General features: G+C 69.6%; 18 protein-coding genes and 2 pseudogenes. 9 read left to right on the top strand and 11 right to left on the bottom strand.

Annotation, left to right across the window (positions count from 1 at the left end; genetic code table 11):
• Positions 1–157: 157 nt before the first annotated feature.
• Positions 158–415, bottom strand: a pseudogene (locus C6Y14_RS46060) (winged helix-turn-helix domain-containing protein); the annotation flags it as partial.
• Positions 416–513: 98 nt separating this feature from the next.
• Entirely contained in the window at positions 514–648 is a 135-nt protein-coding gene (locus C6Y14_RS45370) for a hypothetical protein (protein ID WP_263973120.1), read from the bottom strand.
• A 1,494-nt stretch (positions 649–2,142) separates the two neighbouring features.
• Between C6Y14_RS45370 and C6Y14_RS45955 the strand changes: the two genes are divergently transcribed.
• The 6 genes and pseudogenes from C6Y14_RS45955 (at position 2,143) to C6Y14_RS37865 (ending at position 6,280) form a co-directional block, all read left to right on the top strand.
• Entirely contained in the window at positions 2,143–2,811 is a 669-nt protein-coding gene (locus tag C6Y14_RS45955) for a LuxR C-terminal-related transcriptional regulator (protein WP_107021455.1), read from the top strand.
• A gap of 95 nt (positions 2,812–2,906) precedes the next feature.
• Positions 2,907–3,121 (top strand): annotated as a pseudogene (locus C6Y14_RS46055) (helix-turn-helix domain-containing protein); the annotation flags it as partial.
• Between the two features lie 272 nt (positions 3,122–3,393).
• Positions 3,394–4,989 carry an FAD-dependent monooxygenase gene (locus C6Y14_RS37875; protein WP_107021454.1) on the top strand — a complete coding sequence of 532 codons (1,596 nt, stop codon included), beginning with the start codon at positions 3,394–3,396 and terminating at the stop codon, positions 4,987–4,989.
• 89 nt (positions 4,990–5,078) lie between these two features.
• On the top strand, positions 5,079–5,165 hold the full coding sequence (locus tag C6Y14_RS45950; RefSeq protein ID WP_313960178.1) for a putative leader peptide: 87 nt from the start codon (positions 5,079–5,081) through the stop codon (positions 5,163–5,165).
• A gap of 81 nt (positions 5,166–5,246) precedes the next feature.
• On the top strand, positions 5,247–5,798 hold the full coding sequence (locus C6Y14_RS37870) for a cupin domain-containing protein (RefSeq protein ID WP_107021453.1): 552 nt from the start codon (positions 5,247–5,249) through the stop codon (positions 5,796–5,798).
• Between the two features lie 23 nt (positions 5,799–5,821).
• Positions 5,822–6,280 carry a rhodanese-like domain-containing protein gene (locus tag C6Y14_RS37865; protein WP_107021584.1) on the top strand — a complete coding sequence of 153 codons (459 nt, stop codon included), beginning with the start codon at positions 5,822–5,824 and terminating at the stop codon, positions 6,278–6,280.
• A gap of 108 nt (positions 6,281–6,388) precedes the next feature.
• Here the strand turns inward: C6Y14_RS37865 and C6Y14_RS37860 are convergent, their stop codons facing one another.
• The 6 genes from C6Y14_RS37860 to C6Y14_RS37835 form a co-directional block, all read right to left on the bottom strand.
• Positions 6,389–8,932, bottom strand: coding sequence for an ABC transporter permease (locus C6Y14_RS37860; protein ID WP_107021452.1), 2,544 nt, complete (start codon positions 8,930–8,932; stop codon positions 6,389–6,391).
• Positions 8,929–9,684 carry a winged helix-turn-helix domain-containing protein gene (locus C6Y14_RS37855; protein ID WP_107021451.1) on the bottom strand — a complete coding sequence of 252 codons (756 nt, stop codon included), beginning with the start codon at positions 9,682–9,684 and terminating at the stop codon, positions 8,929–8,931. The genes C6Y14_RS37860 and C6Y14_RS37855 overlap by 4 nt, the downstream gene beginning before the upstream one ends.
• Before the next feature lie 309 nt (positions 9,685–9,993).
• On the bottom strand, positions 9,994–10,980 hold the full coding sequence (recX, locus tag C6Y14_RS37850) for a recombination regulator RecX (RefSeq protein WP_107021450.1): 987 nt from the start codon (positions 10,978–10,980) through the stop codon (positions 9,994–9,996).
• A gap of 3 nt (positions 10,981–10,983) precedes the next feature.
• Complete coding sequence (gene recA, locus C6Y14_RS37845) at positions 10,984–12,114, bottom strand: recombinase RecA (protein WP_107021449.1); 1,131 nt, start codon at positions 12,112–12,114, stop codon at positions 10,984–10,986.
• A gap of 271 nt (positions 12,115–12,385) precedes the next feature.
• Entirely contained in the window at positions 12,386–13,693 is a 1,308-nt protein-coding gene (locus tag C6Y14_RS37840) for an AI-2E family transporter (RefSeq protein WP_107021448.1), read from the bottom strand.
• 61 nt (positions 13,694–13,754) lie between these two features.
• Positions 13,755–13,949: a DUF3046 domain-containing protein gene (locus C6Y14_RS37835; RefSeq protein WP_107021447.1), complete on the bottom strand. Its 195-nt coding sequence runs from the start codon at positions 13,947–13,949 to the stop codon at positions 13,755–13,757.
• Positions 13,950–14,029: 80 nt separating this feature from the next.
• Between C6Y14_RS37835 and C6Y14_RS37830 the strand changes: the two genes are divergently transcribed.
• Positions 14,030–14,974 (top strand): hypothetical protein, encoded by a 945-nt coding sequence (locus C6Y14_RS37830; RefSeq protein ID WP_107021446.1) that lies wholly within the window; start codon positions 14,030–14,032, stop codon positions 14,972–14,974.
• 88 nt (positions 14,975–15,062) lie between these two features.
• Here the strand turns inward: C6Y14_RS37830 and C6Y14_RS37825 are convergent, their stop codons facing one another.
• The 3 genes from C6Y14_RS37825 to C6Y14_RS37815 are packed head-to-tail and all read right to left on the bottom strand — an operon-like array spanning position 15,063 to position 17,034.
• Positions 15,063–15,371: an AzlD domain-containing protein gene (locus C6Y14_RS37825; RefSeq protein ID WP_107021445.1), complete on the bottom strand. Its 309-nt coding sequence runs from the start codon at positions 15,369–15,371 to the stop codon at positions 15,063–15,065.
• On the bottom strand, positions 15,368–16,132 hold the full coding sequence (locus tag C6Y14_RS37820; protein WP_107021583.1) for an AzlC family ABC transporter permease: 765 nt from the start codon (positions 16,130–16,132) through the stop codon (positions 15,368–15,370). Before C6Y14_RS37820 ends, C6Y14_RS37825 begins: the two co-directional genes overlap by 4 nt.
• Complete coding sequence (locus tag C6Y14_RS37815; protein WP_107021444.1) at positions 16,129–17,034, bottom strand: AraC family transcriptional regulator; 906 nt, start codon at positions 17,032–17,034, stop codon at positions 16,129–16,131. The genes C6Y14_RS37820 and C6Y14_RS37815 overlap by 4 nt, the downstream gene beginning before the upstream one ends.
• Positions 17,035–17,340: 306 nt before the next feature.
• Here C6Y14_RS37815 and C6Y14_RS37810 point away from each other — a divergent pair, with 306 nt between their 5' ends.
• Both C6Y14_RS37810 and C6Y14_RS37805 read left to right on the top strand, forming a co-directional pair.
• Complete coding sequence (locus tag C6Y14_RS37810) at positions 17,341–22,323, top strand: ATP-dependent helicase (protein ID WP_107021443.1); 4,983 nt, start codon at positions 17,341–17,343, stop codon at positions 22,321–22,323.
• A gap of 116 nt (positions 22,324–22,439) precedes the next feature.
• Positions 22,440–23,249, top strand: coding sequence for an Fpg/Nei family DNA glycosylase (locus C6Y14_RS37805; protein WP_107021442.1), 810 nt, complete (start codon positions 22,440–22,442; stop codon positions 23,247–23,249).
• Positions 23,250–23,401: the final 152 nt, after the last annotated feature.

Raw genomic sequence — 23,401 nt, 5'->3', positions numbered from 1 at the left:
CCCGAAGCCGACAGATCTTGAACAAGGCAGCCAGGGCCAGTTGTCCCACGGGTCAGGCCCCGGCCCCGGGCGGCGCTCCATGAGTCTCACAGTTGTTCCAGACGAGCACGATCGCTCCACCGAGCTGCTGATGTGTGGTGATGAGCAGGTCGCGCTAGTCGGTCCAGGCGAAGCCCTCGCGTCCGTCTCGTCGGCTGTCGTCGTGGTGCGGCCGGTAGATCAGCCGGGAGCGTTCACCAGGCTTGTAGCAGGTCAGGGCGGCGAAGAAGATCCGGCGGCGAGAACGGCCGCGAATCTCCTCCTCATAGCGTTCGACGGTCCGTATGGCCAGCGCCTGGCAGGAGAAGCCGTGCCGGAGCAGCAGCTTGCGCACCCCTTGCAGGGTGTAGCTCTGGTGGAAGCGACGGCCGATCATCGTCTTGATCCTCGACAGCGTCTACTGCTGGTCCGGCCGGCCGTGCGCGACCGGCCCCTTTGTCAGCTCCGCTTCTGACCGTATGAACTGGGCCTCGCTCAGCCGCGGCGGGGAGGCTGAACCCGCCGACCGAAGCGCCTGCGGGCACCCTTGTCCCAGGACCTGCGCCACCGTTGCACCGACCGGACGCTGACCCGTAACTCCTTCACGATCGCCGAACTCGGCTCACCCACCGCGAACCCGCCAGCCGCCCTAAACCTGATCGCCTCGCGGAACTGCGACGCTCATCCGACAGACCGCCGCCCTGCGCGTACCTCATAAGAGACGGCGTACCGCGAGGATAAAAACCTGTCAGCAGCTACAACGCCCCAAGTTCAAGCTCAGCAGCCGTCGTTAAGTCTACGTGACAAGCGAATAACCATATCGAATCCGTGCAGCCTGACGCTCACATAAGATAAGGTCTGGGCCTTCTGTCACCCCCGCCCTCTGCCGCCCACATTAAGATGGGCCCCCGACTCCGTCGGGGGCCCATCGCAAAAGATCGAGACTAAGAGGCCTTTGTCAAGTACCCCACGTCAAGCACATATGTGCCTGAGGGGCAGTAAACGATCGACTCACCACTGGACTTCCAAACTCCCGCCTCGCGGTAGACATCAGGGCCACCCGATATCGCCCTGCAATTAGCGGATGCCTTCCAGTGCCCCCCGTTACTCTTTGTGCATGTCGCTCCCACGGCATCAGAAAAAACCTTCCGAGCCGTACAACCTGTTGGCCAGGCAGCAACGCCATCAGTGGCAGCTGAAGCCGCCGTCTGGAAGACCAGCGGAGAAACTGCAAGGAACCCACCGGCAACGAGTAGCGAAAAGCGCTTCGTCACAATTTCAGCCCTTCTAGATTGCACAACTTCGGAGCCTGCTGGAGTTTCCAATGACACCCGTGCGTCAGTTGTACTTCGTCTCGACACCCGCAGCCGTAGGCTTACCGGAGCCAGAACAATAAGCATAGGACGGAGTGGAATTATTTTTCCAAGCGCCTACTGCATTCGTCACCCTGCCTTCCGAGTCCTTGCAAACCGCGATGGCTCGGTAGTGCCCCCCGTTGGACTCGCTGCACTTGGCCATAGTTCGCCACGCATCTTGAATCTTGAACTCGCAGCCACTTGGATGCGCCTGCACATCCATGGTGTCGGCCGATGCAGTGGCACCAGCACCGAACGAGAAGATGCCAGCGAGTAGCAATCCAAACGCCGGCGTAACTGCAACGCGGTAAATGCGACTACGCTTCAACATAATCTTTCACCCTTCACTACTTGCTCAGCGATGACACGGCTCGCAAGACCCCGTTCGGGGCCCAGCGGCTTCTGAGGCCAATACAATCGGATGTGGGGTACACAGAACACCCCCCGACAGATGGAACCCTCTCCCACTATCCCCAGCGCAGGGGGTTGACTTCTTCCCAGAAGCACCGTAGCCGCAGAGTCAACAACTGACGAGATTTGCAAATGATCACTCTTTGCGCCTTCGACGAACTATGTACACAATGGGCGATAAATACAGAATCACGCGAATTGACCAACTCAAGGCTCAAGAAGAGCTCAATTTTATAAAATCGGACATCGAATTCTGCAATGAGATTGATAGGATGAAAACAGCACGCTCACTGCGCTGCCATTCACGACCAGATTGGCAGCCTTTGCTTCATGGCAGAGATTGACCGGGGGTCTAATAATGCGAGTCGCACTTATTGACGATAGCCGACTTTCTCGAGCTGGCCTGCGGGCCATCTTGGAATCTCAGCTAAATTTGAGCGTGGTCGCTGAAGGGGAAGCGCACGATGCAACATCCCTTATTGCAACCACACACCCTGAACTCGCCATATTCTGCTCCCCTTCACATAAAGATGTAATTCAGCCCCTCGCCCAGCTTAAGCGGGTCCGCAAAATACCCGCAACTCTCGTTATCACAGAATGTGTTTCAGAAGTTGGAGTGCGCCACCTGCTTACCCTTGGCGCATCCGGAATTCTATTGCAAGAGACAGCTCATCTACATCTATCTTGGGCGCTCCCCGCAGCGCTTCATGGAGGCTGCGCCCTATCCCCCGAGATATCCAGAAAAGTCATAACCGAATACACGGCACCAGTCATAGAATCTACACAGAAAAAGGCTGCGCAGGAAAAAATTTGCGCTCTTACGGCAAGGGAACTCGAAGTCCTTGAGTTGCTGAGTCAGGGACTCCCAAACCAGACTATAGCCAATTCTCTAACAATCACTCCGGGGACCGTCAAGGATCACGTACGTTCCGTATTCGCGAAGCTGAACGTCGACAATCGCTTGCACGCTGCTCGCATCGCATGGCAAGCCAGAAAATTCGACGCCTCGACTCGTGACCGCAAATAGTGGGGCCACATCGGATTGAGAAATCGGTCACGGGGTTAGGTGAGAGCAGATCTGCCTGTATCAGCCGGTCCAGCCAGGTTAGTGGGCTGAGCGGGTTCGCGGTGGGTGAGCCGAGTTCGGCGATCGTGAAGGAGTTACGGGTCAGCGTCCGGTCGGTGCAACGGTGGCGCAGGTCCTGGGACAAGGGTGCCCGCAGGCGCTTCGGTCGGCGGGTTCAGCCTCCCCGCCGCGGCTGAGCGAGGCCCAGTTCATACGGTCAGAAGCGGAGCTGACAAAGGGGCCGGTCGCGCACGGCCGGCCGGACCAGCAGTAGACGCTGTCGAGGATCAAGACGATGATCGGCCCCGGCATGGGGCTGACCGCCAAGCCGTACGTTGCCAAAAGGCGCCTTGGTGGCTCACGCATGTAGCTCAGCCGTGATTCGCTATTTGTCTGCAGACCAGTTGGGGGAGCCCACTCCCTCCGTCACTTGACGCAAGCACCGGCAATAGGTTGCATACGTTCTGTGATCGTGTACCCCGCTCCACCTGCAAGTCCCGGTAGGACACCCAGTACGCCGCTCCGGGCAGGGGGCACCACGCCGTGGACCCGGTGATCATCGTCGGAGCGGGGCCCGTAGGACTCACGCTCGCCCTGGCGCTGGCGCGTCAGGAGGTCCCGTCGGTCGTCCTGGACGAGGGCCCCGGCAAGGACGAACAGCGACTCGCGCGTACGGCCGTCCTGCGCGAGGACACGGCCGCGCTGATCGGCCGGCTGACCGGCTTCCCCGTCGCCGAGACCGGCTTTCGCTGGGCCGGATGGCGGTCGATGCGGCGCAAGCAGGTGATGCGGGAGATCACGTTCGGCGAGGACGATCCCACGCTGCTGCACCTCCCCCAGCACGTTCTCACCGCCGCCCTGCGCGAGGCGATCGGCGCCGAACGCCTGGTCAGGGTCGCCGTGGACAGCCGTCTCGACTCCCTGGAACAGGAGCCCGCCGGCGTCACCGCGCACACCCGGGGCCCCAAGGGCACCTGGTGGCGCGGCAGCTACCTGGTGGGCTGCGACGGACCCCGCTCGACGGTCCGCAAGCTCCAGGACATCCGTTTCCCGGGACGTACGGCCGTGGAACGCCACGCCGTCGCCGCACTGCGCACGGAACTCCCGTGGCCCGGCGAGGCGTTGCTGCACCGCACGCCGCCGTGGCGGACCTCGGGCCCCCCGGTCTCCGAGGTGACCGCGCGCCCCCTCGCCGACGACGTGTGGCGCATGGACTGGCTGCTGCCGCCGGGCAAGGACCTGGTCACACCGGACCTCCTGGTGGCACGCGTCCGGGAGACCCTCGCGGGCTGGAGCGGGGGCACCACCCCGCCGTACGAGCTGCTCGACACCGGCGTCCACACGGTCCACCACCGGCTGGCGCGGCGCTGGCGGGCCGGCCGGGTCTTCCTCGCCGGGGACTCGGCGCATCTGCTCGGAGCACTCGGCACCCAGGGCCTCGACGAGGGCCTGCGGGACGCCGACAACCTCGCGTGGAAACTGGCCCTCGCCTGGCACCACGGTCCGCACGAGGCACTGCTCGACAGCTACCAGGTGGAGCGGCGCGCGATCGTCGCGGCGCGCCTGCGCGCCGCCGACCAGGCACTGCCGCTGCTGCGCGGCGGTGGACTGCGTTCCGCGGTGCCCGGGGCGGCCCGCGGTCATGACGCGCTCCTCACGGACGGACACCTGGGGCGCGGTCCACTGGGTGCGCCGGGGGCGTACGCCGATTCGCCGCTCGCACCTCCGTACGCCGAGTCCGCGGTCGAGGTCGACACGGCGCCGGGTGCCGCGATCGCCGATGTATGGGTGACCGCCGAGGACGGTTCGTCCGTGGCCCTGCGCGACCGGCTGGGCCGGGGAGCGCTGCTCGTGCTGCTGATCGCGCCGGGGACCGTGGTGTGGGACCGCAAGCACTGGGTGACGGCGGGGATCATGCCGCGGCTCGCCGCTGCAGTGACCGCGCTGCCGCACCGGGCCGAGCTGCTGGTCGCCGAGAGCTATCCGGGCGCGGCCGCGCACACCGTGCTGCTGATCCGCCCGGACGGACACCTGGTCACGGCGTTCGGCGGGGTGCGCCCGGCCGACCTGTACGAGGCCGCGGAGGCGGCGCTGGGCGGTCCCCGGACCACGGCGGAGGCGCCCGCGGGCAAGTCCTGAGAGGAGCCTGTTCCTCCTGTGCAGAGGGCCGCTGTCCAACCCATGACACTGAGTTGACCGGCCCGCACCGTCATGGTGTACTCCGGATCGTGACCGACACCTGTGTGCGCCTGTGGCGGAGGGTCCATATGGACCTCGTCCGCTATGCGGGCTGCGTGTGTCGCCCGTCCTGCTGAATTCGCATCCTCTGAAATCTCGCGTGTGAGGCCCTTCGGCTGCCGCGCGCACCCACGCGAACGCTTGTCAGGACGGTACCCGTGTCTGTGTCACCCTCTGCTCCCGCTTCCGCCGGTTCCACCGCCTCCACCGAGGCCCGTACTCCCACCCAGGCCGAGCTGCTGGACTTCGTACGACGCACGGCCGCCGACGCCGAACTGATCGCCTCCCTGCCGCTCGATCCCGAGGGCCGTACGTGGGTACGCCTCGAAGGTCCCGGCGGAAGCGAGGCCTGGCTCATCGGCTGGCCGCCCGGTACGGGCACCGGCTGGCACGACCACGCCGAGTCGGTGGGCGCTTTCCTCACCGCGTCCGGCGAACTCAAGGAGAACTCGCTCGTCGCACGGCTGCCCACCGACGGCTGGAAGACCCTCGAACTCAACGAGGGGATCGACCGTGAGCGGCTGCTGTCGGCCGGCAAGGGCCGCTCGTTCGGTCAGCACCATGTGCACGAGGTGCTCAACGAGTCCACCGAGGAGCATGCCGTCTCCGTGCACGCGTACTACCCGCCGCTCCCCCGGATCAGCCGCTACAGCCGGACCGGCCAGGTGCTGCGCCTGGAGCAGGTCGAGCGCCCCGAGGACTGGCAGTGACGGCCGGAACGACCGGACGACCCGTGGCAGCCGCGCCTTCCGCGACGGCCGAACGCCCCTTGGGTATCGACGAGTTGCTTGAGCGGGTCCGTGCGGACCTGGACCGGGTCGAGGCACAGGCAGCCCACGACGCCGCCCGGACGGGCGACGCGCTGCTCGTCGACATCCGGTACGCGGCACTGCGCGAGCGTGACGGCCTGATCCCCGGGGCTCTCGTCGTCGAGCGCAACGAACTGGAGTGGCGGCTCGACCCGCAGGGCAGTCATCGCGCCCCCGAAGCCACGAGCCACGACCTGCGCGTCGTGATCGTCTGCAACGAGGGCTACGCGTCGAGCCTCGCGGCCGCCTCCCTGCGCCTGCTGGGCCTGCACCGGGCCACGGACCTGGTGGGAGGCTTCCAGGCTTGGCGAGCGGCGGGGCTGCCGGTGGAGACGACTGCGGCTTCGGTCACGACCACGGCTACGGCTACGGCTACGGCCTAGGAGACGTCGGTCTCCGGCATACCCCGCCGGCCCCTCGGGCATAGCTAGCGGTGGGGGCCCCTTCATGTAAGGGGCCCCCACCATTGCAAACCGCCCCTTACTCCCTCATCACTCCTTGGCCGTCGCCGCAGTGACAGGGCGTACCCGGAGAGCCGCGCGGCCGGGCAGCGCGCTGGCGACGAGGGCCAGCAGACCGGCGGACGCCACCACCGCGATGTACACCAGCGGTGTGACGGCCGGGGCCGCGCTGCCCGTCATCCCGACGCTGAAGGCCGTGAGGACGGCGAGCGCGATCCCGCTGCCGAGGGCCGTGGCCAGCAGCAGGACCGACAGCGCCTCGGTCCGCAGCATGCGCAGTACCTGTCGGCGGGTGGCGCCGGCGAGGCGGAGCAGCGCGAACTCGCGGACACGTTCCGATACCGACATGGCGAGCGTGTTGACGACCGCGATGGCGGTGAAGGCGAGCACGAGGCCCATGGCGAAGTAGTTCACCTCGGCGTTCGCCTGCTGCCGCTCGGCCTGCAACGAGTCCGCGGTGGCCGGTGAGACAACCCTGACCCCCGGGAACTCCCGCACGGCCGTCGCCAGTTCTTCCCGTGAACGGTGGGTGGAGACGAGAACCGTGGCCGCGAGCGGGTTGTCGACGTGCCGGGCGACCAGGTCGTGGGCCATGGTGAGGTCGCCGAACCCGAGCCCCCTGGCATAGACGGCGGCGACGGTGAGGGTGACAGGTGTTCCGTCGCCGAGGGTGAGCTTCAGCGTGCTGCCGGGCCGCAAGTGGAGCTGATCCGCCGCGAGTTCACTGACGGCGATGGTGTCCTTCGCGAGCCCGTCGAGGGATCCGGCGGTGACATCGGGATCCCAGGTACGGGTCAGCCCTCGGGTTGTGACGCCCTGGGCCGCGTACTTGGAGAGCCCGACACGGACGGTGGTGCGGACGACCTCGGTCACGGCCCCGGTGCCGACGTCATGGCCCGTACGCAGCTGCCGTGCGGCCTCCGCCGGGACGCCAGGGCCCTGTGCGGCGAGGACCCAGTCCGCGCGGATGCCCTCACGGGCCTGCTCCCGGGCCGCGTGCCCCAGGGTCGGCTGGACGAAGAGGACGGTACAGGTCATGCCGATGAGGAGGGTGAGCGGGGTGACGACGGAGGCCATGCGGGTGGCGTTGCCGCGCAGGTTGGCGGTGGCGAGCCTGGCGCCCGGCCCGGTGAGCCGCAGTGGAGGGCCCAGGACCGCCACGGCCGCCCGCACCAGGAGGGGACCGAGCAGGGCAACGGCGGAGGCAAGGACGACAACGGCGAGGAACGTCACGGGTGTCGAGGCGGGCTCGGTGCGCAGCACGCTGAGCAGGACAACGAGGACCGTCCCTCCGGCCAGCAGCACGAGTCCCGCGAGGATGCGGCCCCACGCGGGCCCGGTGAGTGCGGCGCCGGTCTCGGCGAGTGCTTCGGCCGGGCGGATACGGGCGATGCGACGGGATGACACACGCGCGGCGGCCCAGGCACCGAAGAGGGTGGCGGCGACCGCGGCGAACAGCGGGAACACGCTGACCGTGTGCTGCAGCGTGGCGGGGACGGCACCGAGGGCGACGAACCTGCCGTGCAGCCAGCCGCCCAGCGGCAGTCCGGCGAGCGCTCCGACGACGCCTGCGGCGGCGCCGACCAGCAGTGCCTCCCGGCCGAGGAGCTTACGGATCTGTCCTGATGTGGCGGCGATCGCGCGCAGCAGGGCGAGTTCGCGGTGCCGCTGCTGGACGGAGAGCCCGAAGGTTCCGACGACCACGAGGACGGCGACGAGCAGGGACGTGCCACCCATCGCACCGCCCATGCTGACGAGTCTGATCCGGGCGGCAGCGGCATCGAGGAACTCGACGGGACCTCGCTCGTCCCCCGAGCTGACCTGCGCGGTGGTTCCGTGCAGCGCCTTGGCCACGGCACTTTCGAGTGTGGCCGCCTCGGTGCCCCTGTCCGGCACGACACCGAAGGTCGTGACTTCACCGGGGTGGGCGGCGAGGCGCCGGGCTTCGGCGGCCGAGAAGAAGAGCGAGGTCTGGTGGCGTACGCCGTCTCCCGCGGGCACCGCGATGCCGGTGACGCGGTACGTACGGGGGCTCTGCGTGGACTGGACGCCGAGACGGTCACCTGGCTGGATCCGGGCGCGGTCGGCGAGGTAGCGGTCCACGACCAGTTCGTCGGCCGCACGGGGCGGGCTACCGGTCGCGAGGGTGTACGGGGTGAGGGCCGCCGAGTCCCAGGCGTGGCCGTAGGCGGTTCGGTCGCCGGTCCCTGAGGGCGTCAATGGCTGCGCCAGAAACGTCAGTTCGGGGATGACACGCGCGACACCGGGAACCGCGCCGAGCCGCGCTGCGAGGTTCTCCGGCAACCAGGCCCGTTCGGCGATGGGTTTGGCCTTGTGCTTGGTCTTGGTCTTGCCCTTCTTGTGCTTGACGGTGGTCTGGTGGACGTTCTGGTCGGCGGAGACCACGACCGGGGTGGCGGCGTAACGCTCTGTACTGATGGTGCCGCGCAGTCCGGTTTCGAGGAGAGTGCCGCAGGCGGCGATGAGGGCGGCAGCGCACATCAGGGCGAGGAAGACGCCGAGGAAGCCGCCTTTCCGGTGCCGTACGGTCCGCAGGGCATAGCGCAGCATCATGGCGTCTCGGCCTCTCTCCTGTTGTCTTCGTCCTGGTCTTCTACGCCCTGGTCTGCGATGTCTTTGTCTTTGTCTTCCTGACCTTGTCCGTCCGGGCCTTGGTCTTGCATGCCTCGCCCGTCCGCGGCGGCGGTCTGGGCGGGGAAGGCGAGGAACCGGGTGAGTACCGTGCGGGCGCCGGCCGGAGTGTCGGCCACAGGGCGCTTGTACCGGTTGAGGAGGCCGATGTACTCCTCGAAGAACGCGCGGAGTTCGGGAAGCGTCAGCCGGATCGTGCCGCGCGAGTACGGAAAGGCGTCGGCCCATGGTCCGTCGGCCGCGTCGAGCTGGAGCTGCTCGAAGAGTTCGAGGTCGGCGGCGTAGGCATGGTGGTTGAGCTCGTCCATCACGAGCCGCATCTCGGGACTCTGGCGGCTGCGGGGCGGAAAACGGCGGTCGCCGGGAACGGCCCGCCACCAGCGCCGGCGGCCCTGCCCTTGGGCGCCGGTCTCCTCGACGAAGCCATAACGCGCGAGTTCACGCAGGTGGTAGCTGGTGGCTCCGGTGTTGAGACCGAGCGCCCGGGCCAGGGTCGCGGAGGTGGCGGGGCCGTGCACGGTGAGGTGCTGCAGCATCCGCTGGCGGCGGGGCTGGGCGAGTGCTTTGAGCGTGGCCAGGTCGGAGAGTTCGACCGGGGCGCGGCCGGTCTCCTCGGACGTGGGAGCTGCGCGCTCCGGTCCCGTGGGATCTGCGGCGCCGGGTGTCTGTGCCATGCGTACACAGTCGTCTGTGCACAGGTATCTGTGCACTGCGGTCGCCCGGCGTCCTGGGAGGGGGGTTAACCCCACCTCACCGACGCCCACGAACCGCACAACAGAAGCCCCGTGATGGGGAGTTGCCACTTACCCGGATCGAAGAACTCCGGTGGCAGCGCAACGGCGGCCCGCCCTACCGCTCCGGACCGAGCGCGATGGGCGCCCCCGCGCGTCCACCGTGCCCAGCCCCGACCCCAGCACTTGCCCTCCACCCGAATCGCAGGGACCGCAATCCCTTCGGTGCGGCCTCCCGGCCCCCTCGGAACCTCAGAACTCCCCGTCGCCGAGGAACTCCGTGTCCTCGCCCTCTTGCTCAAGCGCCTGGCGGACCACGCGCAGGGCGGTGCCCTGGGAGTAGCCCTTGCGGGCGAGCATGCCCGCAAGACGCCGTATGCGCTTGTCGCGGTCGAGACCGCGCGTGGAGCGCAGCTTGCGCGCCACGAGTGCGCGTGCGGTCTCCTCCTCCTGGTCGGAGTCGAGTTGTGCGACCGCCTCGTCGATCAGCGTGGGATCCACGCCCTTGGTCCGCAGCTCCTGGGCGAGTGCCCGCCGGGCGAGACCCCGGCCATGGTGGCGGGACTCCACCCAGGCGTCCGCGAAGGCGCTGTCGTTGATCAGCCCGACCTCTTCGAAGCGTGACAGCACCTCGTCCGCCACGTCGTCCGGGATCTCGCGCTTGCGCAACGCGTCCGCCAACTGCTTGCGCGTACGCGCGGTCCCGGTGAGCAGGCGCAGACAGATCGCCCGCGCCTGCTCAGCCGGATCCTTCGGCTGCTCCGCCTTCTCGGCCCTCGACGACGAAGGGGCGCCTCCGTCCTGTGCGCCGCCGGACGACTCTCCGAAGCCACTGCGCCGCCCCCGCCGGGCGCGACCTCCACGCCCCGGAGCGCCCTCGTCCCGGTCTCCTCCGTCCCCGTCCCCGTACGGCCACTCACCGGCGCCGCGCCCCGAGCCGACGCCCGATGAACCGCCGTCTTCCCGCGAACCGTCGCCGCGGGACGTACTGCCGCTGCCTCGCCGCCGACCACCCGCAGGTCGGCGGTCTCCCCCGTGCTCGCCGTCTGCACCGTCCGCGCCCGAGGCACCGGAACCGAACGGCTCATCGCCTTCGTACGATCCGGTGCCTTCGTACGATCCGCTGCCTTCGTCCGCGCCACCTCTGCCGGCAGAGCCGAAGTCTCCCCCACGACCCTGGCCCTGCCCTTGAGGAGCGACGGGGTAGACGTACTCGGCCCAGTCCGTTCGTCGTGTCACGGACTAGCTCTTGGCCGCCGCGGCCTTGGGCTTGACGGCCTTGGCCGCGGGAGCGGGAACAGTCTTCGCGCCCTCCCCTGCCGCGACCGGCGCCGCCGCGTCCACACCCGGCTCGGCAGCGGGCTTGTCCTTCTCCGCCTTCACACCGACGCCCAGCTTCTCCAGGATCTTCTTCTCGATCTCGTTGGCGAGGTCGGGGTTGTCCTTCAGGAAGTTGCGCGCGTTCTCCTTGCCCTGGCCGAGCTGGTCGCCCTCGTACGTGTACCAGGCGCCGGCCTTGCGGACGAAGCCGTTCTCCACGCCCATGTCGATCAGGCCGCCCTCGCGGCTGATGCCCTGCCCGTAGAGGATGTCGAACTCGGCCTGCTTGAAGGGCGGTGCGACCTTGTTCTTGACGACCTTGACGCGGGTGCGGTTGCCGACCGCGTCGGTGCCGTCCTTCAGGGTCTCGATACGACGGATGTCGAGGCGCACCGAGGCGTAGAACTTCAGCGCCCGGCCACCGGTCGTGGTCTCCGGCGAGCCGAACATCACGCCGATCTTCTCGCGGAGCTGGTTGATGAAGATCGCGGTGGTCTTCGACTGGTTGAGCGCGCTGGTGATCTTCCGCAGTGCCTGGCTCATCAGACGGGCCTGCAGACCCACGTGCGAGTCGCCCATCTCGCCCTCGATCTCCGCGCGCGGCACGAGGGCCGCGACGGAGTCGATGACGATGAGGTCGAGCGCGCCGGAGCGGATCAGCATGTCCACGATCTCCAGAGCCTGCTCGCCGTTGTCCGGCTGCGACAGGATGAGGTTCTCGATGTCGACGCCGAGCTTTTTCGCGTACTCGGGGTCGAGGGCGTGCTCCGCGTCCACGAAGGCCACCTGGCCGCCGGCCTTCTGCGCGTTCGCCACGGCGTGCAGGGTCAGGGTCGTCTTGCCGGAGGACTCCGGGCCGTACACCTCCACCACTCGGCCACGCGGCAGGCCGCCGACGCCGAGTGCGACGTCGAGGGCCGTCGAGCCGGTGGGGATGACCTCGATGGGCTCGTTCGGCCGCTCGCCGAGGCGCATCACCGCGCCCTTGCCGAATTGCCGTTCAATTTGTGCGAGCGCGGCGTCGAGCGCCTTCTCGCGGTCGGTTCCTGCCATGGGTTCCACCCGATTTGCTTGTGTCGATCGCTTCACGTCAAAGACGCTAACGCCTGCCACTGACAATCCGCCCCGACGCCCGTCCAGCCTGTGGATAACTCGGGCACTTCCGCATGAAATCCCCGCCCGCATCCCGTTCCGGGCTTCGCCAGAGCCTCCATAAGAATGGATGTTCGATTTTGATGTCAAGCGCATCACGCACCACGGCGGGGGCGTGTCGCGACCATGCGGCCGGACCGTTCCGGGGCCGTGCGGGCAGCCCGCAACGGCCTCAGGAAGAAGCTCGGGGCCCGTCACTCTCACGCGGCGGTCGGTCACCCTCACTCGGCGGCGGCCCGTCGTCCCCACCCGGCGGTGGCCCCTGGGAATCCCCGCGCAGCAGCTGCCGCACACGCTTCAGGAGGGCGCCTGAGCCCCGTTCGCGGCGCCCGTGCACCCGCGGGTCGTCCGTGACGGCGTACCTCTTCACGTACGCCCCCAGGAAGGCCTGCAGGGTGGCGACCGCCGGGATGGCGATCAGCGCGCCGACGGCTCCGAGCAGGGCGGTGCCCGCGATGACCGATCCGAAGGCGACCGCCGGGTGGATGTCCACGGTCTTCGCGGTCAGCTTGGGCTGCAGCACGTAGTTCTCGAACTGCTGGTAGATCACGACGAAGACCAGCACCCACAGCGCGTACCAGGGGTTGACCGTGAAGGCGATCAGCATCGGCAGGGCGCCCGCGAGATACGTACCGATGGTGGGGATGAACTGCGAGACCAGTCCCACCCAGACGGCGAGCACGGGCGCGTAGTCCACGCCGAGGAACTCCAGCAGGACGTAGTGCGCCAGGCCGGAGATGAGCGCCATCAGACCGCGCGAGTAGAGGTAACCGCCGGTCTTGTTGACGGCGATCTCCCACGCGCGCAGGACCTCCGCCTGCCGGGACGGGGGCAGCACCGAGCACAGCGCGCGCCGCAGCCGCGGGCCGTCGGCGGCGAAGTAGAACGCGAACAGGGTGATCGTCAGGAGCTGGAAGAGGCCGCCCAGCACCTGCGCGGACACGTCCAGCACTCCGGTGGCGCTGTTCTGCACGTACTTCCGGAGCCAGTCGGAGCGCAGCAGGCTGTCCTGGATGTCGACGCGGCTGAGCTCGGTGTGGAAGGTGGTGTTGATCCAGCTGATCACCGAGTCGACGTACTTCGGGAAGTCCTCGACGATGTCGATGATCTGCCCGGCGAGCATCGAACCGAGCAGCGCGACGAAGCCGGCGCTCACGATCATCGTGATGAGGAACACCAGGCCGGTGGCCAGCCCCCTGCGCATGCCGAACGAGGACATCCAGCTCACGGCGGGCTCTATGGCGAGGGCCAGGAAGAACGCGATCAGGATGTTGATCAGCAGCCCGGTCAGCTGGTGAAAGGCCCAACTGCCCAGCTGGAAACAGGCGATGAGGGCAAGAGCGAGCACCATGGCCCGCGGCAACCAGCGCGGCATGCGTGCGCCCCCCTCGGCCGCGCCTCCGGCCGGGGGCGCGGGAGGTGTCGTGCCGAGCGGTGATGGGTGCTGTCCGACCTGCGCGGTCTCATCTGTCGATGCCACGGGCCAAGTCTCACCCACGCCACGGACAATCGACCCCACACCCCCGGATCTTCGTGATCGCTCAGCGCGATTCGTGGGGAACGTTCACCGCGGTGCACACCGCGCGCCACACGTCCTTCGCCTCCCAGCCCGCGTCCAGCGCCTGCCGCACCGTGCGTCCGCCGAGTTCCGACATCACATGATCGCGCGCGAAGGTGTCGGCGTACTCCGTACCGAAGTGATCCGACATCCGCTCCCAGAAGACCGTCAACCGCATGACTTCATTATCCCGCCCCTGAGGGTGGGCCCGAGCCGGGACCGCTTGCCGAGAACGCTTTCCGTCCTACGGTCTGACCCATGGCCGAAACAGGAGCATCCCCACTCCCCCCGACGCCCCCGGCGCACTCTGCCGTCGCCCGCGCCGAGCATTTCGTCTGGCTCACCGCGCGCGTGCTGGAGCAGCGGCGTTTCGCGTACCACTTCCTGGGCGGCGGCGCGGACACGGTGGAGACCGCGCTGTCCGCCTACCGCAACGAGGACGACGGGTACGGCCACGCGCTGGAACCCGACCTGCGCGGCCCGGTCAGCCAGCCCCTGCACGTCGGGCACGCGCTGCGCGTCCTGGACTCGATCGGGCGCTGCGGCGGACAGCGGGTGGAACGCGTGTGCCGTTACCTCACCTCCGTGTCGACGCAGGACGGCGCGCTTCCGGCGATCCGTCCCAGCCAGCGGGGCTATCCGTCGGCGCCCTTCGTCCCGGTCGTGGACGACCCGCCCAGCGAACTGCTCGCCACCGGTCCCGTGGTGGGTCTGCTGCACCGCAACGAGGTGTGGCACGCCTGGCTGTTCCGGGCCACCGACTTCTGCTGGCAGGCGGTGGAGTCGCTGGAGAAGACACATCCGTACGAGGTCGAGGCCGCCGTGGCCTTCCTGGACTCCGCCCCCGACCGGCCGCGCGCGGAGGCGGCCGCCGACCGGCTCGGCCGCCTGGTGCGCGAACAACGGCTCGCGGTGCTGGATCCGGAACACCTCGACGCGTTCCCTGTGGCACCCGGTTACGCGCCCGGGGAACACCACCTGCCGCACGACTACGCGAAGACGCCGGCTTCCCTCGCGCGCGCGTGGTTCACCGACGAGGAGATGACCCGCTCCCTGAGCTTCCTGAGAACACAGCAGCGTGAGGACGGCGGCTGGCCGATCCGCTGGCGCCAGTGGGCTCCGGGCACGGCTCTGGAAGCCCGCCCCATGGTCACGATCGAGGCATTGCGCACCCTCAGGGCACACGGCCTGCCGATCACCTGACCCCACCCCGCAGCCCGCGGGTCCCCCTCAACCATCACCCTCTAACCGCCACCCCCAACCGTCACCCCCACCCCGTCATCGCACCCTCTCAACCACTCATGGCCCGCACTCCTGCCGTCACCACCACAGCCGCAGCGACGACCACCAGGAAGGGAGCACGCAGCAGCAGCGCCACGGCGGCCGCGGCAAGCCCCGCGGCCTTCGCGTCCAGCACCAGCAGGCGGCCGTCGGCGAAGGTCTGCTGAGCGGTCAGGGCGGCCAGCAGGGCGACGGGCAGCAGAGCGGCCAGCCGCTGGACGAGCGGCCGCTCCAGAGCGCCCGCGGGAATCAGCAGCCCAACAAGTTTCACGACGTAACAACCAACAGCGGTCACACCGATGGCGATCCAGACGTTCAACGCTTCTCCTCCGCCGCGTCACGCGCACCGACGGATTCAGTACGCCCCCTGCGCCGGCCGTCGGCCCAGAGGGCGACCGGAGCGGCCAGCGCAGCCACCAGGACGGGCACACCGGCAGGCAGTACAGGAAGCAGCCCAAGCCCCAGGACGACCGCGAGACCCGCGACAACACGTTCCAGGGCCGTCCTGACCATCGGCGCGAGCAGCGCCAGGAAAACGGCCGGCCCGGCCGCGTCGAGACCCCAGACAGCGGTATCACCAATGGCCTCGGCGCCCAGCGCGCCGAGCAGTGTGGTGAGGTTCCACAGCACATAGAGGGACAGCCCGGTGACGGTGAACCCGATGCGCACGCTGCGCCGCGTGGGCTGGGCGAGAGCCACGGCCGTGGTCTCGTCGATGACCCACTGGGCGGCGAACGGCCGCACCGCGCGCGGGAGGGCCAGCAACTGCGACAACCGGAGCCCGTAGAAAGCGTTGCGCACCCCTAGGAAGAACGCGCCCGCCGCGGCAGCGAACGGACTACCGCCGCCCGCCAGCGCCCCCACAAGGGCGAACTGCGAGGCACCGGTGAACACCAGGAGACTGAGAGCACAGGTCTGCAGCACAGTGAGCCCACTACCGGCCGAGGTCACCCCAAAGGCGAACCCGGAAAGCCCGACAGCCACCCCAACCCCAAGCGCGTCCTGCACAACGGCGGCATCAGCCTTCCCGCCACTCAGCGCATCCGCTCTTCCGCCTCCCCCACCCCTTTCATCCCTTATGCCTGCCACATCCGGGGAAACTGTTTCTTCTGCCACGCCTGGGACGGTAGGCGGCCCCCCTCACGCGAATCTTGTACGTTCTTGCGCTCACGTTGATAAGCCCCCGGCGGCACCCCCACGATCCGGGTGAAATGCCGATTGAGGTGCGACTGATCGGTGAAGCCCACGGCCAGCGCCACCTCGGCGGGCACGACTCCGGCGTCCAGCAGCCCACGCGCGCGCCGCACCCGGACATCGGTGAGCCACGCGTGGGGCGGCATGCCATAGGCGTCCCGAAAGGCGCGCAGCAACGCGAAGGGGCTGGTCCCCAGATCCCCGGCGAGCCGTTCCAGAGTGGGCGGTCGCACGATCCGCTCTTCGAGAACGGCACGCGCGCGTGCCGCCATCCGGGCCCCCGCCGTCCGCGGAACCCGCTGCGGCAGCGTTCCCCCGTTGACCCTCAGCAGCCGCGTCACGGCCACCCGCAACAACGTGTCGGCGGCAAGCGCATTGCCCTCGTCGGCGGCGCGCAACACCTGATGCACCAGCCTCACGGCATACGGATCATCGACGACCGGGCTCACAAAACCGGGCGCACCGCGAAGAACGACGGTCTCGGCGGCGATCTCCGCCACCAGCTCGGGCGACGGATAGACCGCCCCGTACCGCCAGCCCTCGGGAACACCGGCACGCCCCGTGTGCGAAGTATCGGGATTGACCAGCGCGAGAGCCCCGGCCCCGGCGTACTGATCGGCCCCGCCATGGCGAAACACCTCCACCCCGTCCGAGATGGCGGCGATGACGAAGTTCTCATGCGTATGCCGCACAAAGGTCTTCCGAACGTACCGAGCACGCAGCAGATCGACACCGGGCAGCTCCGCATACTGCCAGTGCCGAGCCCGCTCCTGCCCCACCCCCGCCACACCCCCATTCTCAGCCACCACACTGCAGAGGCCACTACCTCCCCCGGGCCCCAGCCAAGGGTCGCCCCGCAGACGCCCGACAACCCAAGGGGCCGGTCCGGGGGTATCCGCCCGCAGCGGCTGGCGCGCAACGGGAGCACTTCGAAAACAAACAGCGTCGTGCCAGACCGAGGACGGATACCCCCGGACCGGCCCCGCCCCACCGGACAGGCAAGCGCTCCCACGCCCCTCCCCAGCAAGCACGTCGGCACGCCCCCTCCCCCGCAGGTCAAAGCCGTTGTCAGTGCCCGGGTGCAGGATGGACGCATGGTCAGCCACGCACATCGAGCCCTGGACGGCTTCTCCCCCGCGACCCGCGCCTGGTTCACGGGGGCCTTCTCCGCGCCCACCGACGCCCAGGCCGGCGCATGGAAGGCCATCGGCGAGGGCTCGGACGTACTGGTGGTGGCCCCGACCGGCTCAGGCAAGACCCTGGCCGCCTTCCTAGCCGCACTGGACCAGCTGGCCTCGACCCCACCCCCCGCCGACCCCAAGAAACGCTGCCGAGTCCTCTACGTCTCTCCACTCAAAGCCCTGGCGGTGGACGTGGAACGAAACCTCCGCAGCCCCCTGACGGGCATCCGCCAGGAAGCCGTCCGCCTGGGCGACCCCGAGCCCGAGGTAAAGGTCGGCATCCGCTCCGGCGACACCCCTCCCGCAGAGCGCCGCACCCTGGCCACCCGCCCCCCGGACATCCTGATCACGACCCCAGAGTCTCTGTTCCTCATGCTCACGTCGGCCACGCGCGAGGCGCTGACGGGCATCGAGACAGTGATCCTGGACGAAGTACACGCCGTCGCTGGCACCAAGCGCGGCGCCCACCTGGCCCTCACCCTGGAGCGGCTCGACGAACTACTGCCGAAACCGGCCCGCCGGATCGGCCTCTCCGCCACGGTCCGCCCGGTGGACGAGGTCGCCCGCTACCTCTCCCCCCATCGCAAGGTGGAGATCGTCCAGCCCCCTTCCGGCAAGGAATTCGACCTCTCCGTGGTCGTCCCCGTCGAGGACCTGGCCGAGCTGGGCGGCTCCCCGGTAGCGGATTCCAACGAAGGCGCCGAGAAACCCTCCATCTGGCCGCACGTGGAAGAAAGAATCGCCGACCTGGTCCAGTCCCACCGCTCGACGATCGTCTTCGCGAACTCCCGCCGCCTCGCGGAGCGCCTCTGCAACCGGCTCAACGAGATCGCGTACGAGCGGGCGACGGGCGAACCCCTGGAGGAGCACCACTCTCCCGCCGAACTCATGGGCGGCTCAGGCGCCGCCCAGGGCGCCCCCCAGGTCATCGCCCGAGCCCACCACGGCTCGGTCTCCAAGGAACAGCGCGCCCTGGTCGAGGAAGACCTCAAGGCGGGCCGCCTCCCCGCAGTGGTGGCCACCTCCAGCCTTGAGCTGGGCATCGACATGGGAGCGGTGGACCTGGTCATCCAAGTGGAGTCCCCGCCCTCGGTGGCATCGGGCCTCCAGCGCGTGGGCCGCGCAGGCCACCAGGTAGGCGCGGTCTCCACAGGCGTGGTCTTCCCCAAATACCGGGGCGACCTCGTACAGGCCGCAGTGGTCACCGAACGCATGCGCACCGGCTCCATCGAATCCCTCCGCGTCCCGGCGAACCCCCTCGACGTACTGGCCCAGCAGATCGTCGCGATGACGGCACTCGACACCTGGCAGTACGACGACCTCCTCGCCACGGTCCGCAGGGCGGCACCGTTCGCGTCACTCCCCGAGTCGGCGTTCACGGCGGTCCTGGACATGCTCGCGGGCCGCTACCCGTCGGACGCCTTCGCGGAACTGCGCCCCCGCGTCGTATGGGACCGAGTCGCCGGCACGATCACAGGCCGCCCCGGTGCCCAGCGCCTGGCCGTCACCTCCGGAGGCACGATCCCGGACCGCGGCCTCTTCGGAGTGTTCCTCGCCGGCTCCGACCCGAAGAAGGGTGGCGGCCGGGTGGGCGAGCTGGACGAGGAGATGGTCTACGAGTCCCGGGTCGGGGACGTCTTCACCCTGGGCACCAGCTCCTGGCGCATCGAGGACATCACCCGCGACCGCGTACTGGTCTCGCCCGCGCCCGGCGTGCCGGGCAGGCTGCCGTTCTGGAAGGGCGACCAGCTCGGCCGCCCGCTCGAACTGGGCCGCGCGCTGGGTGCGTTCCTCCGCGAGGTCGGCTCGATGCCCAAGGACGAGGCCCGCCCGCGGCTGCTTACCGCGGGCCTGGACGCCTGGGCCGCGGACAACGTCCTCTCCTACCTGGCCGAGCAGCGGGAGGCCTGCGGCCACATCCCGGACGACCGCACCATCGTCGTCGAGCGGTTCCGCGACGAGCTGGGCGACTGGCGGGTCGTCGTGCACTCCCCCTTCGGCGCGCAGGTCCACGCCCCCTGGGCGCTCGCGCTGGCTGCCCGTCTCTCCGAGCGGTACGGCATGGACGCCCAGGTCATGCACGCCGACGACGGGATCGTGCTGCGCCTCCCGGACGCCGACCTGATGAGCCTGGACCTGCTGGACCAGGAGCCCGTGAAGCTCGGCGCGGAGTACGACGCCGAGCAGGCCCCCGTGGGCGCGGCGGACATCGCGTTCGACAAGGGCGAGGTCAACCAGATCGTCACGGACCAGGTCGGCGGCTCGGCCCTGTTCGCCTCCCGTTTCCGCGAGTGCGCGGCCCGCGCCCTGCTGCTGCCGCGCCGCAGCCCGGGCAAGCGCACCCCCCTGTGGCAGCAGCGCCAGCGCGCCGCCCAACTGCTGCAGGGGGCCAGCGAGTTCGGTTCCTTCCCGATCGTCCTGGAAGCGGTCCGGGAATGCCTCCAGGACGTCTTCGACGTACCGGGCCTGGTCGAGCTGATGGGCGACCTGGAGTCCCGCAAGGTCAGGCTCGTCGAGGTCACGACCCCCGAGCCGTCCCCGTTCGCCCGCTCCCTGCTGTTCGGTTACGTCGCCCAGTTCCTGTATGAGGGCGACTCGCCCCTGGCCGAGCGGCGCGCCGCGGCCCTGTCGCTGGACTCACGTCTGCTCGCCGAACTGCTCGGCCAGGCGGAGCTGCGCGAGCTCCTGGACGCGGATGTCCTGACCGAGCTGGAGAACGAGCTGCAGTGGCTGACGGAGGACCGCCGGATCAAGGACGCCGAGGGTGTCGCGGACCGGCTGCGGATGCTCGGACCGCTGACCGACACCGAGCTGTCCGAGCGTGGAGCGGATCCGCAGTGGGCCCGTGAGCTGGCCGCGGCCCGCCGTGTCATCCAGGTCAGGATCTCCGGGGCGGACCACTGGGCGACGATCGAGGACGCGGGCCGGCTGCGCGACGCGCTCGGCACCGCGCTGCCCGTCGGTGTCCCCGAGGCCTTCACCGAGCCGGTCAAGGACCCGCTCGGCGATCTCCTCGCCCGGTACGCGCGCACGCACGGCCCCTTCACCTCTACGGCCGCGGCGGCCCGCTTCGGTCTCGGTGTCGCGGTCACCGAGGGCGTCCTGCAGCGGCTCGCGGGCAGCGGCCGTGTCGTCCAGGGCGAGTTCCATCCGGCGGGCATCGGCCAGGAGTGGTGTGACGCGGCGGTGCTGCGCAGACTGCGGCGCCGTTCACTGGCCGCGCTGCGCCATGAGCTGGAGCCGGTGCCACCGACCGCACTGGCGCAGTTCCTGCCGCAGTGGCAGCACCTGGGCAGCGGTCACGGCCTGCGCGGCATCGACGGACTCGTGCGCGCGGTGGAGCAGTTGCAGGGCGCCTCGGTACCGGCGTCCGCACTGGAGAAGCTGGTTCTGCCGTCCCGCGTCTCGCACTACGCTCCCGCGATGCTCGACGAGCTGACGGCCGCGGGAGAGGTGGTCTGGGCCGGCGCAGGCGCCCTGCCGGGCAAGGACGGCTGGGTATCCCTGTACCTGTCGGATGCGGCGCCGCTCCTCCTTCCGGCCCCGCACCCCCTGGAACTGACAGCGCTCCACCAGTCGGTCCTGGATGCCCTCTCCGGCGGCTACGGCCTCTTCTTCCGCCAGATCACCGACCAGGTCCGGGCCACCACACACCCGGCGGCCACCGACCCCCAGCTGGCGGACGCCGTCTGGGACCTGGCGTGGTCGGGCCGCCTGACGAACGACACGCTCGGCCCGATGCGCTCCCTGCTGGGTTCGGGCCGCACCGCGGGCTCCACCGCGCACCGCGCGAAGCGCACGGTGCCCCGAGGGAGGTACGGAAGCCTGACGGCCGCCGCGCGTCCCACTTCGCGTACGGGCCCACCGACGGTCGCGGGCCGCTGGTCTCTGCTGCCCGACCTGGAGCCCGACGCCACCGTGCGCGCCCACGCCCTGGCCCGCACCCTGCTCGACCGGCACGGAGTGGTCACCCGGGGCGCGGTCGCCGCGGAGGGTGTGGAGGGCGGCTTCTCGGCGGTCTACCGCGTCCTGTCCGTCTTCGAGGAGAGTGGCCAGGCGCGCCGAGGCTATGTGGTGGAGGGGCTGGGGGCCGCGCAGTTCGCGATGGACGGCGCGGTGGACCGGCTGCGGGCGGCGGCCACGGCCCGTGAGCGGGGCGAGTCGCTGCCGGAGCCCGCTTTCGCGGGTGCCCCGTCCCTCGGCCACTCCGGCGCACCCGCCGCCGACCCCTTCGAGGGCCCCGTCGGGCATCCGGATCCCTTCGACGGCAACCTGGACTTCCTGTCCACCGCGAGCACGGACAACGACCCGTATTCCATGAACGCCGGCTCGGGACGCCCCTCCGGCCCTCGCCCAGGATCCTCACCCCCCGGGTCATCGGCACCCGGGTCATCGGCACCCGGTTCCCGGCGAGGTTACGCGTCTCCGTACGCCGCCGACTCCCCCCGCTCGGCCCCGCAGGCGTTCCCCGGCGGACCCTCCTCCCGCACCCGTGCGAGCACTGCGAACCGCGCCGTCGTGCTGGCCGCCGCCGACCCCGCGAATGCCTACGGCGCGGCTCTCCCCTGGCCCGAGCCCCCCACCGGAGCCGGCCACAAGCCCGGCCGTAAGGCAGGCTCCCTGGTCGTTCTGGTGGACGGCGAGCTGACTCTGTACATGGAGCGAGGCGGCAAGACGCTCCTGGCCTGGCCCGCCGCCCCGGACGAGGCGACCCTGCACGACGCCCGTCTGCGCACGGCCGCCGAAGCGCTCGCCGCGTCCGCCGGCGCGGGCTCCCTCGGCACGGTCACCGTGGAGCGGGTGAACGGCGCCTCCGCGCTGACGTCCGAGTTCGGCACGCTCCTGGAAGCAGCCGGCTTCCACGCGACCCCCCGCGGCTTGCGGCTACGCGCTTAGGGACCACCGACCACCCACCGGCCAGCCCCGCACCACCCTCACCCCACCCCCCTCCTCCCCCAGACCACCACCCACCCACACGACACCCCGCCCACCCCCATGCCACCCTGGATCCCATGCCCGAAGGAGACACCGTCTGGCAGGCCACCCGGCGCCTGCACAACGCCCTCGCGGGCCACGTGCTGACCGTTTCCGACCTCCGGGTCCCCAAGTACGCCCTGACGGACCTCACCGGGCGCACGGTCCTGAGCGTCATCCCGCGCGGGAAGCACCTGCTCACCCGCGTCGAGGGCGGCCTGACCCTGCACTCGCACCTGCGCATGGACGGTTCCTGGAAGATCTACGCCCCGGGCGAGCGCTGGCGCGGCGGCCCCGCTCACCAGATCCGCGCGATTCTCGGCACCGAGGAACGCACGGCCGTCGGCTACCGGCTCCCCGTCCTGGAACTGCTCCACACCGCCGACGAGGACCGCGCGGTCGGCCACCTCGGCCCCGACCTCCTGGGCCCCGACTGGGATCCCGACAAGGCCTTGGCGAACCTCCTCAGCGACCCCGACCGCGCCCTCGGTGAAGCCCTCCTCGACCAGCGCAATCTCGCCGGCATCGGCAACGTCTTCAAGAGCGAGATCTGCTTCCTCCTCCGCGTCACCCCCTGGCTCCCCATCGGCAAGCTCCCCACCGAGTACGCCGCCCACCTGCCGACGGTCTCCAAGAAGCTCCTGGACTTCAACCGCGAGCGCCCCACCCGCGTCACCACCGGCCGCAGCGACCAGACCCTGTTCGTCTACGGCCGCGCGGGCCGCCCCTGCCTGCGCTGCGGCACCCGGATCCGCGTGGCGAACCAGGGCGACGGCTCCCGCGAGCGCCCCACGTACTGGTGCCCGTCCTGCCAGCCGGGCCCGTCCCCGCAGCCCGGCCGACGGTGAGGCCATACGCCGTTCCCGACGCCCTGCCCCCGCCTCCGCCGCCCGCCGCCCGCCGCCCGCCGACAGGTGAGATCGCCCCCCCCCCCCCCCCCCCCCCCCCCCCCCCCCCCCCCCCCCCCCCCCCCCCCCCCCCCCCCCCCCCCCCCGCCCCC

Source organism: Streptomyces dioscori, from assembly GCF_003024195.1.
Taxonomy (GTDB): Bacteria; Actinomycetota; Actinomycetes; order Streptomycetales; family Streptomycetaceae; genus Streptomyces; species Streptomyces dioscori.
Note: the sequence above shows the minus strand (reverse complement) of the source record. Positions and strands in the feature narration are given on the sequence as shown.

Bases quoted from the DNA above. Each gene is read 5' to 3' on its own strand.
- C6Y14_RS45955 (WP_107021455.1), top strand. From the start codon at position 2,143: ATGCGAGTCGCACTTATTGACGATAGCCGACTTTCTCGAGCTGGCCTG.
- C6Y14_RS37860 (WP_107021452.1), bottom strand. From the start codon at position 8,932: ATGATGCTGCGCTATGCCCTGCGGACCGTACGGCACCGGAAAGGCGGC.
- C6Y14_RS37855 (WP_107021451.1), bottom strand. From the start codon at position 9,684: ATGGCACAGACACCCGGCGCCGCAGATCCCACGGGACCGGAGCGCGCA.
- recA (WP_107021449.1), bottom strand. From the start codon at position 12,114: ATGGCAGGAACCGACCGCGAGAAGGCGCTCGACGCCGCGCTCGCACAA.
- C6Y14_RS37835 (WP_107021447.1), bottom strand. From the start codon at position 13,949: ATGCGGTTGACGGTCTTCTGGGAGCGGATGTCGGATCACTTCGGTACG.
- C6Y14_RS37830 (WP_107021446.1), top strand. From the start codon at position 14,030: ATGGCCGAAACAGGAGCATCCCCACTCCCCCCGACGCCCCCGGCGCAC.
- C6Y14_RS37810 (WP_107021443.1), top strand. From the start codon at position 17,341: ATGGTCAGCCACGCACATCGAGCCCTGGACGGCTTCTCCCCCGCGACC.
- C6Y14_RS37805 (WP_107021442.1), top strand. From the start codon at position 22,440: ATGCCCGAAGGAGACACCGTCTGGCAGGCCACCCGGCGCCTGCACAAC.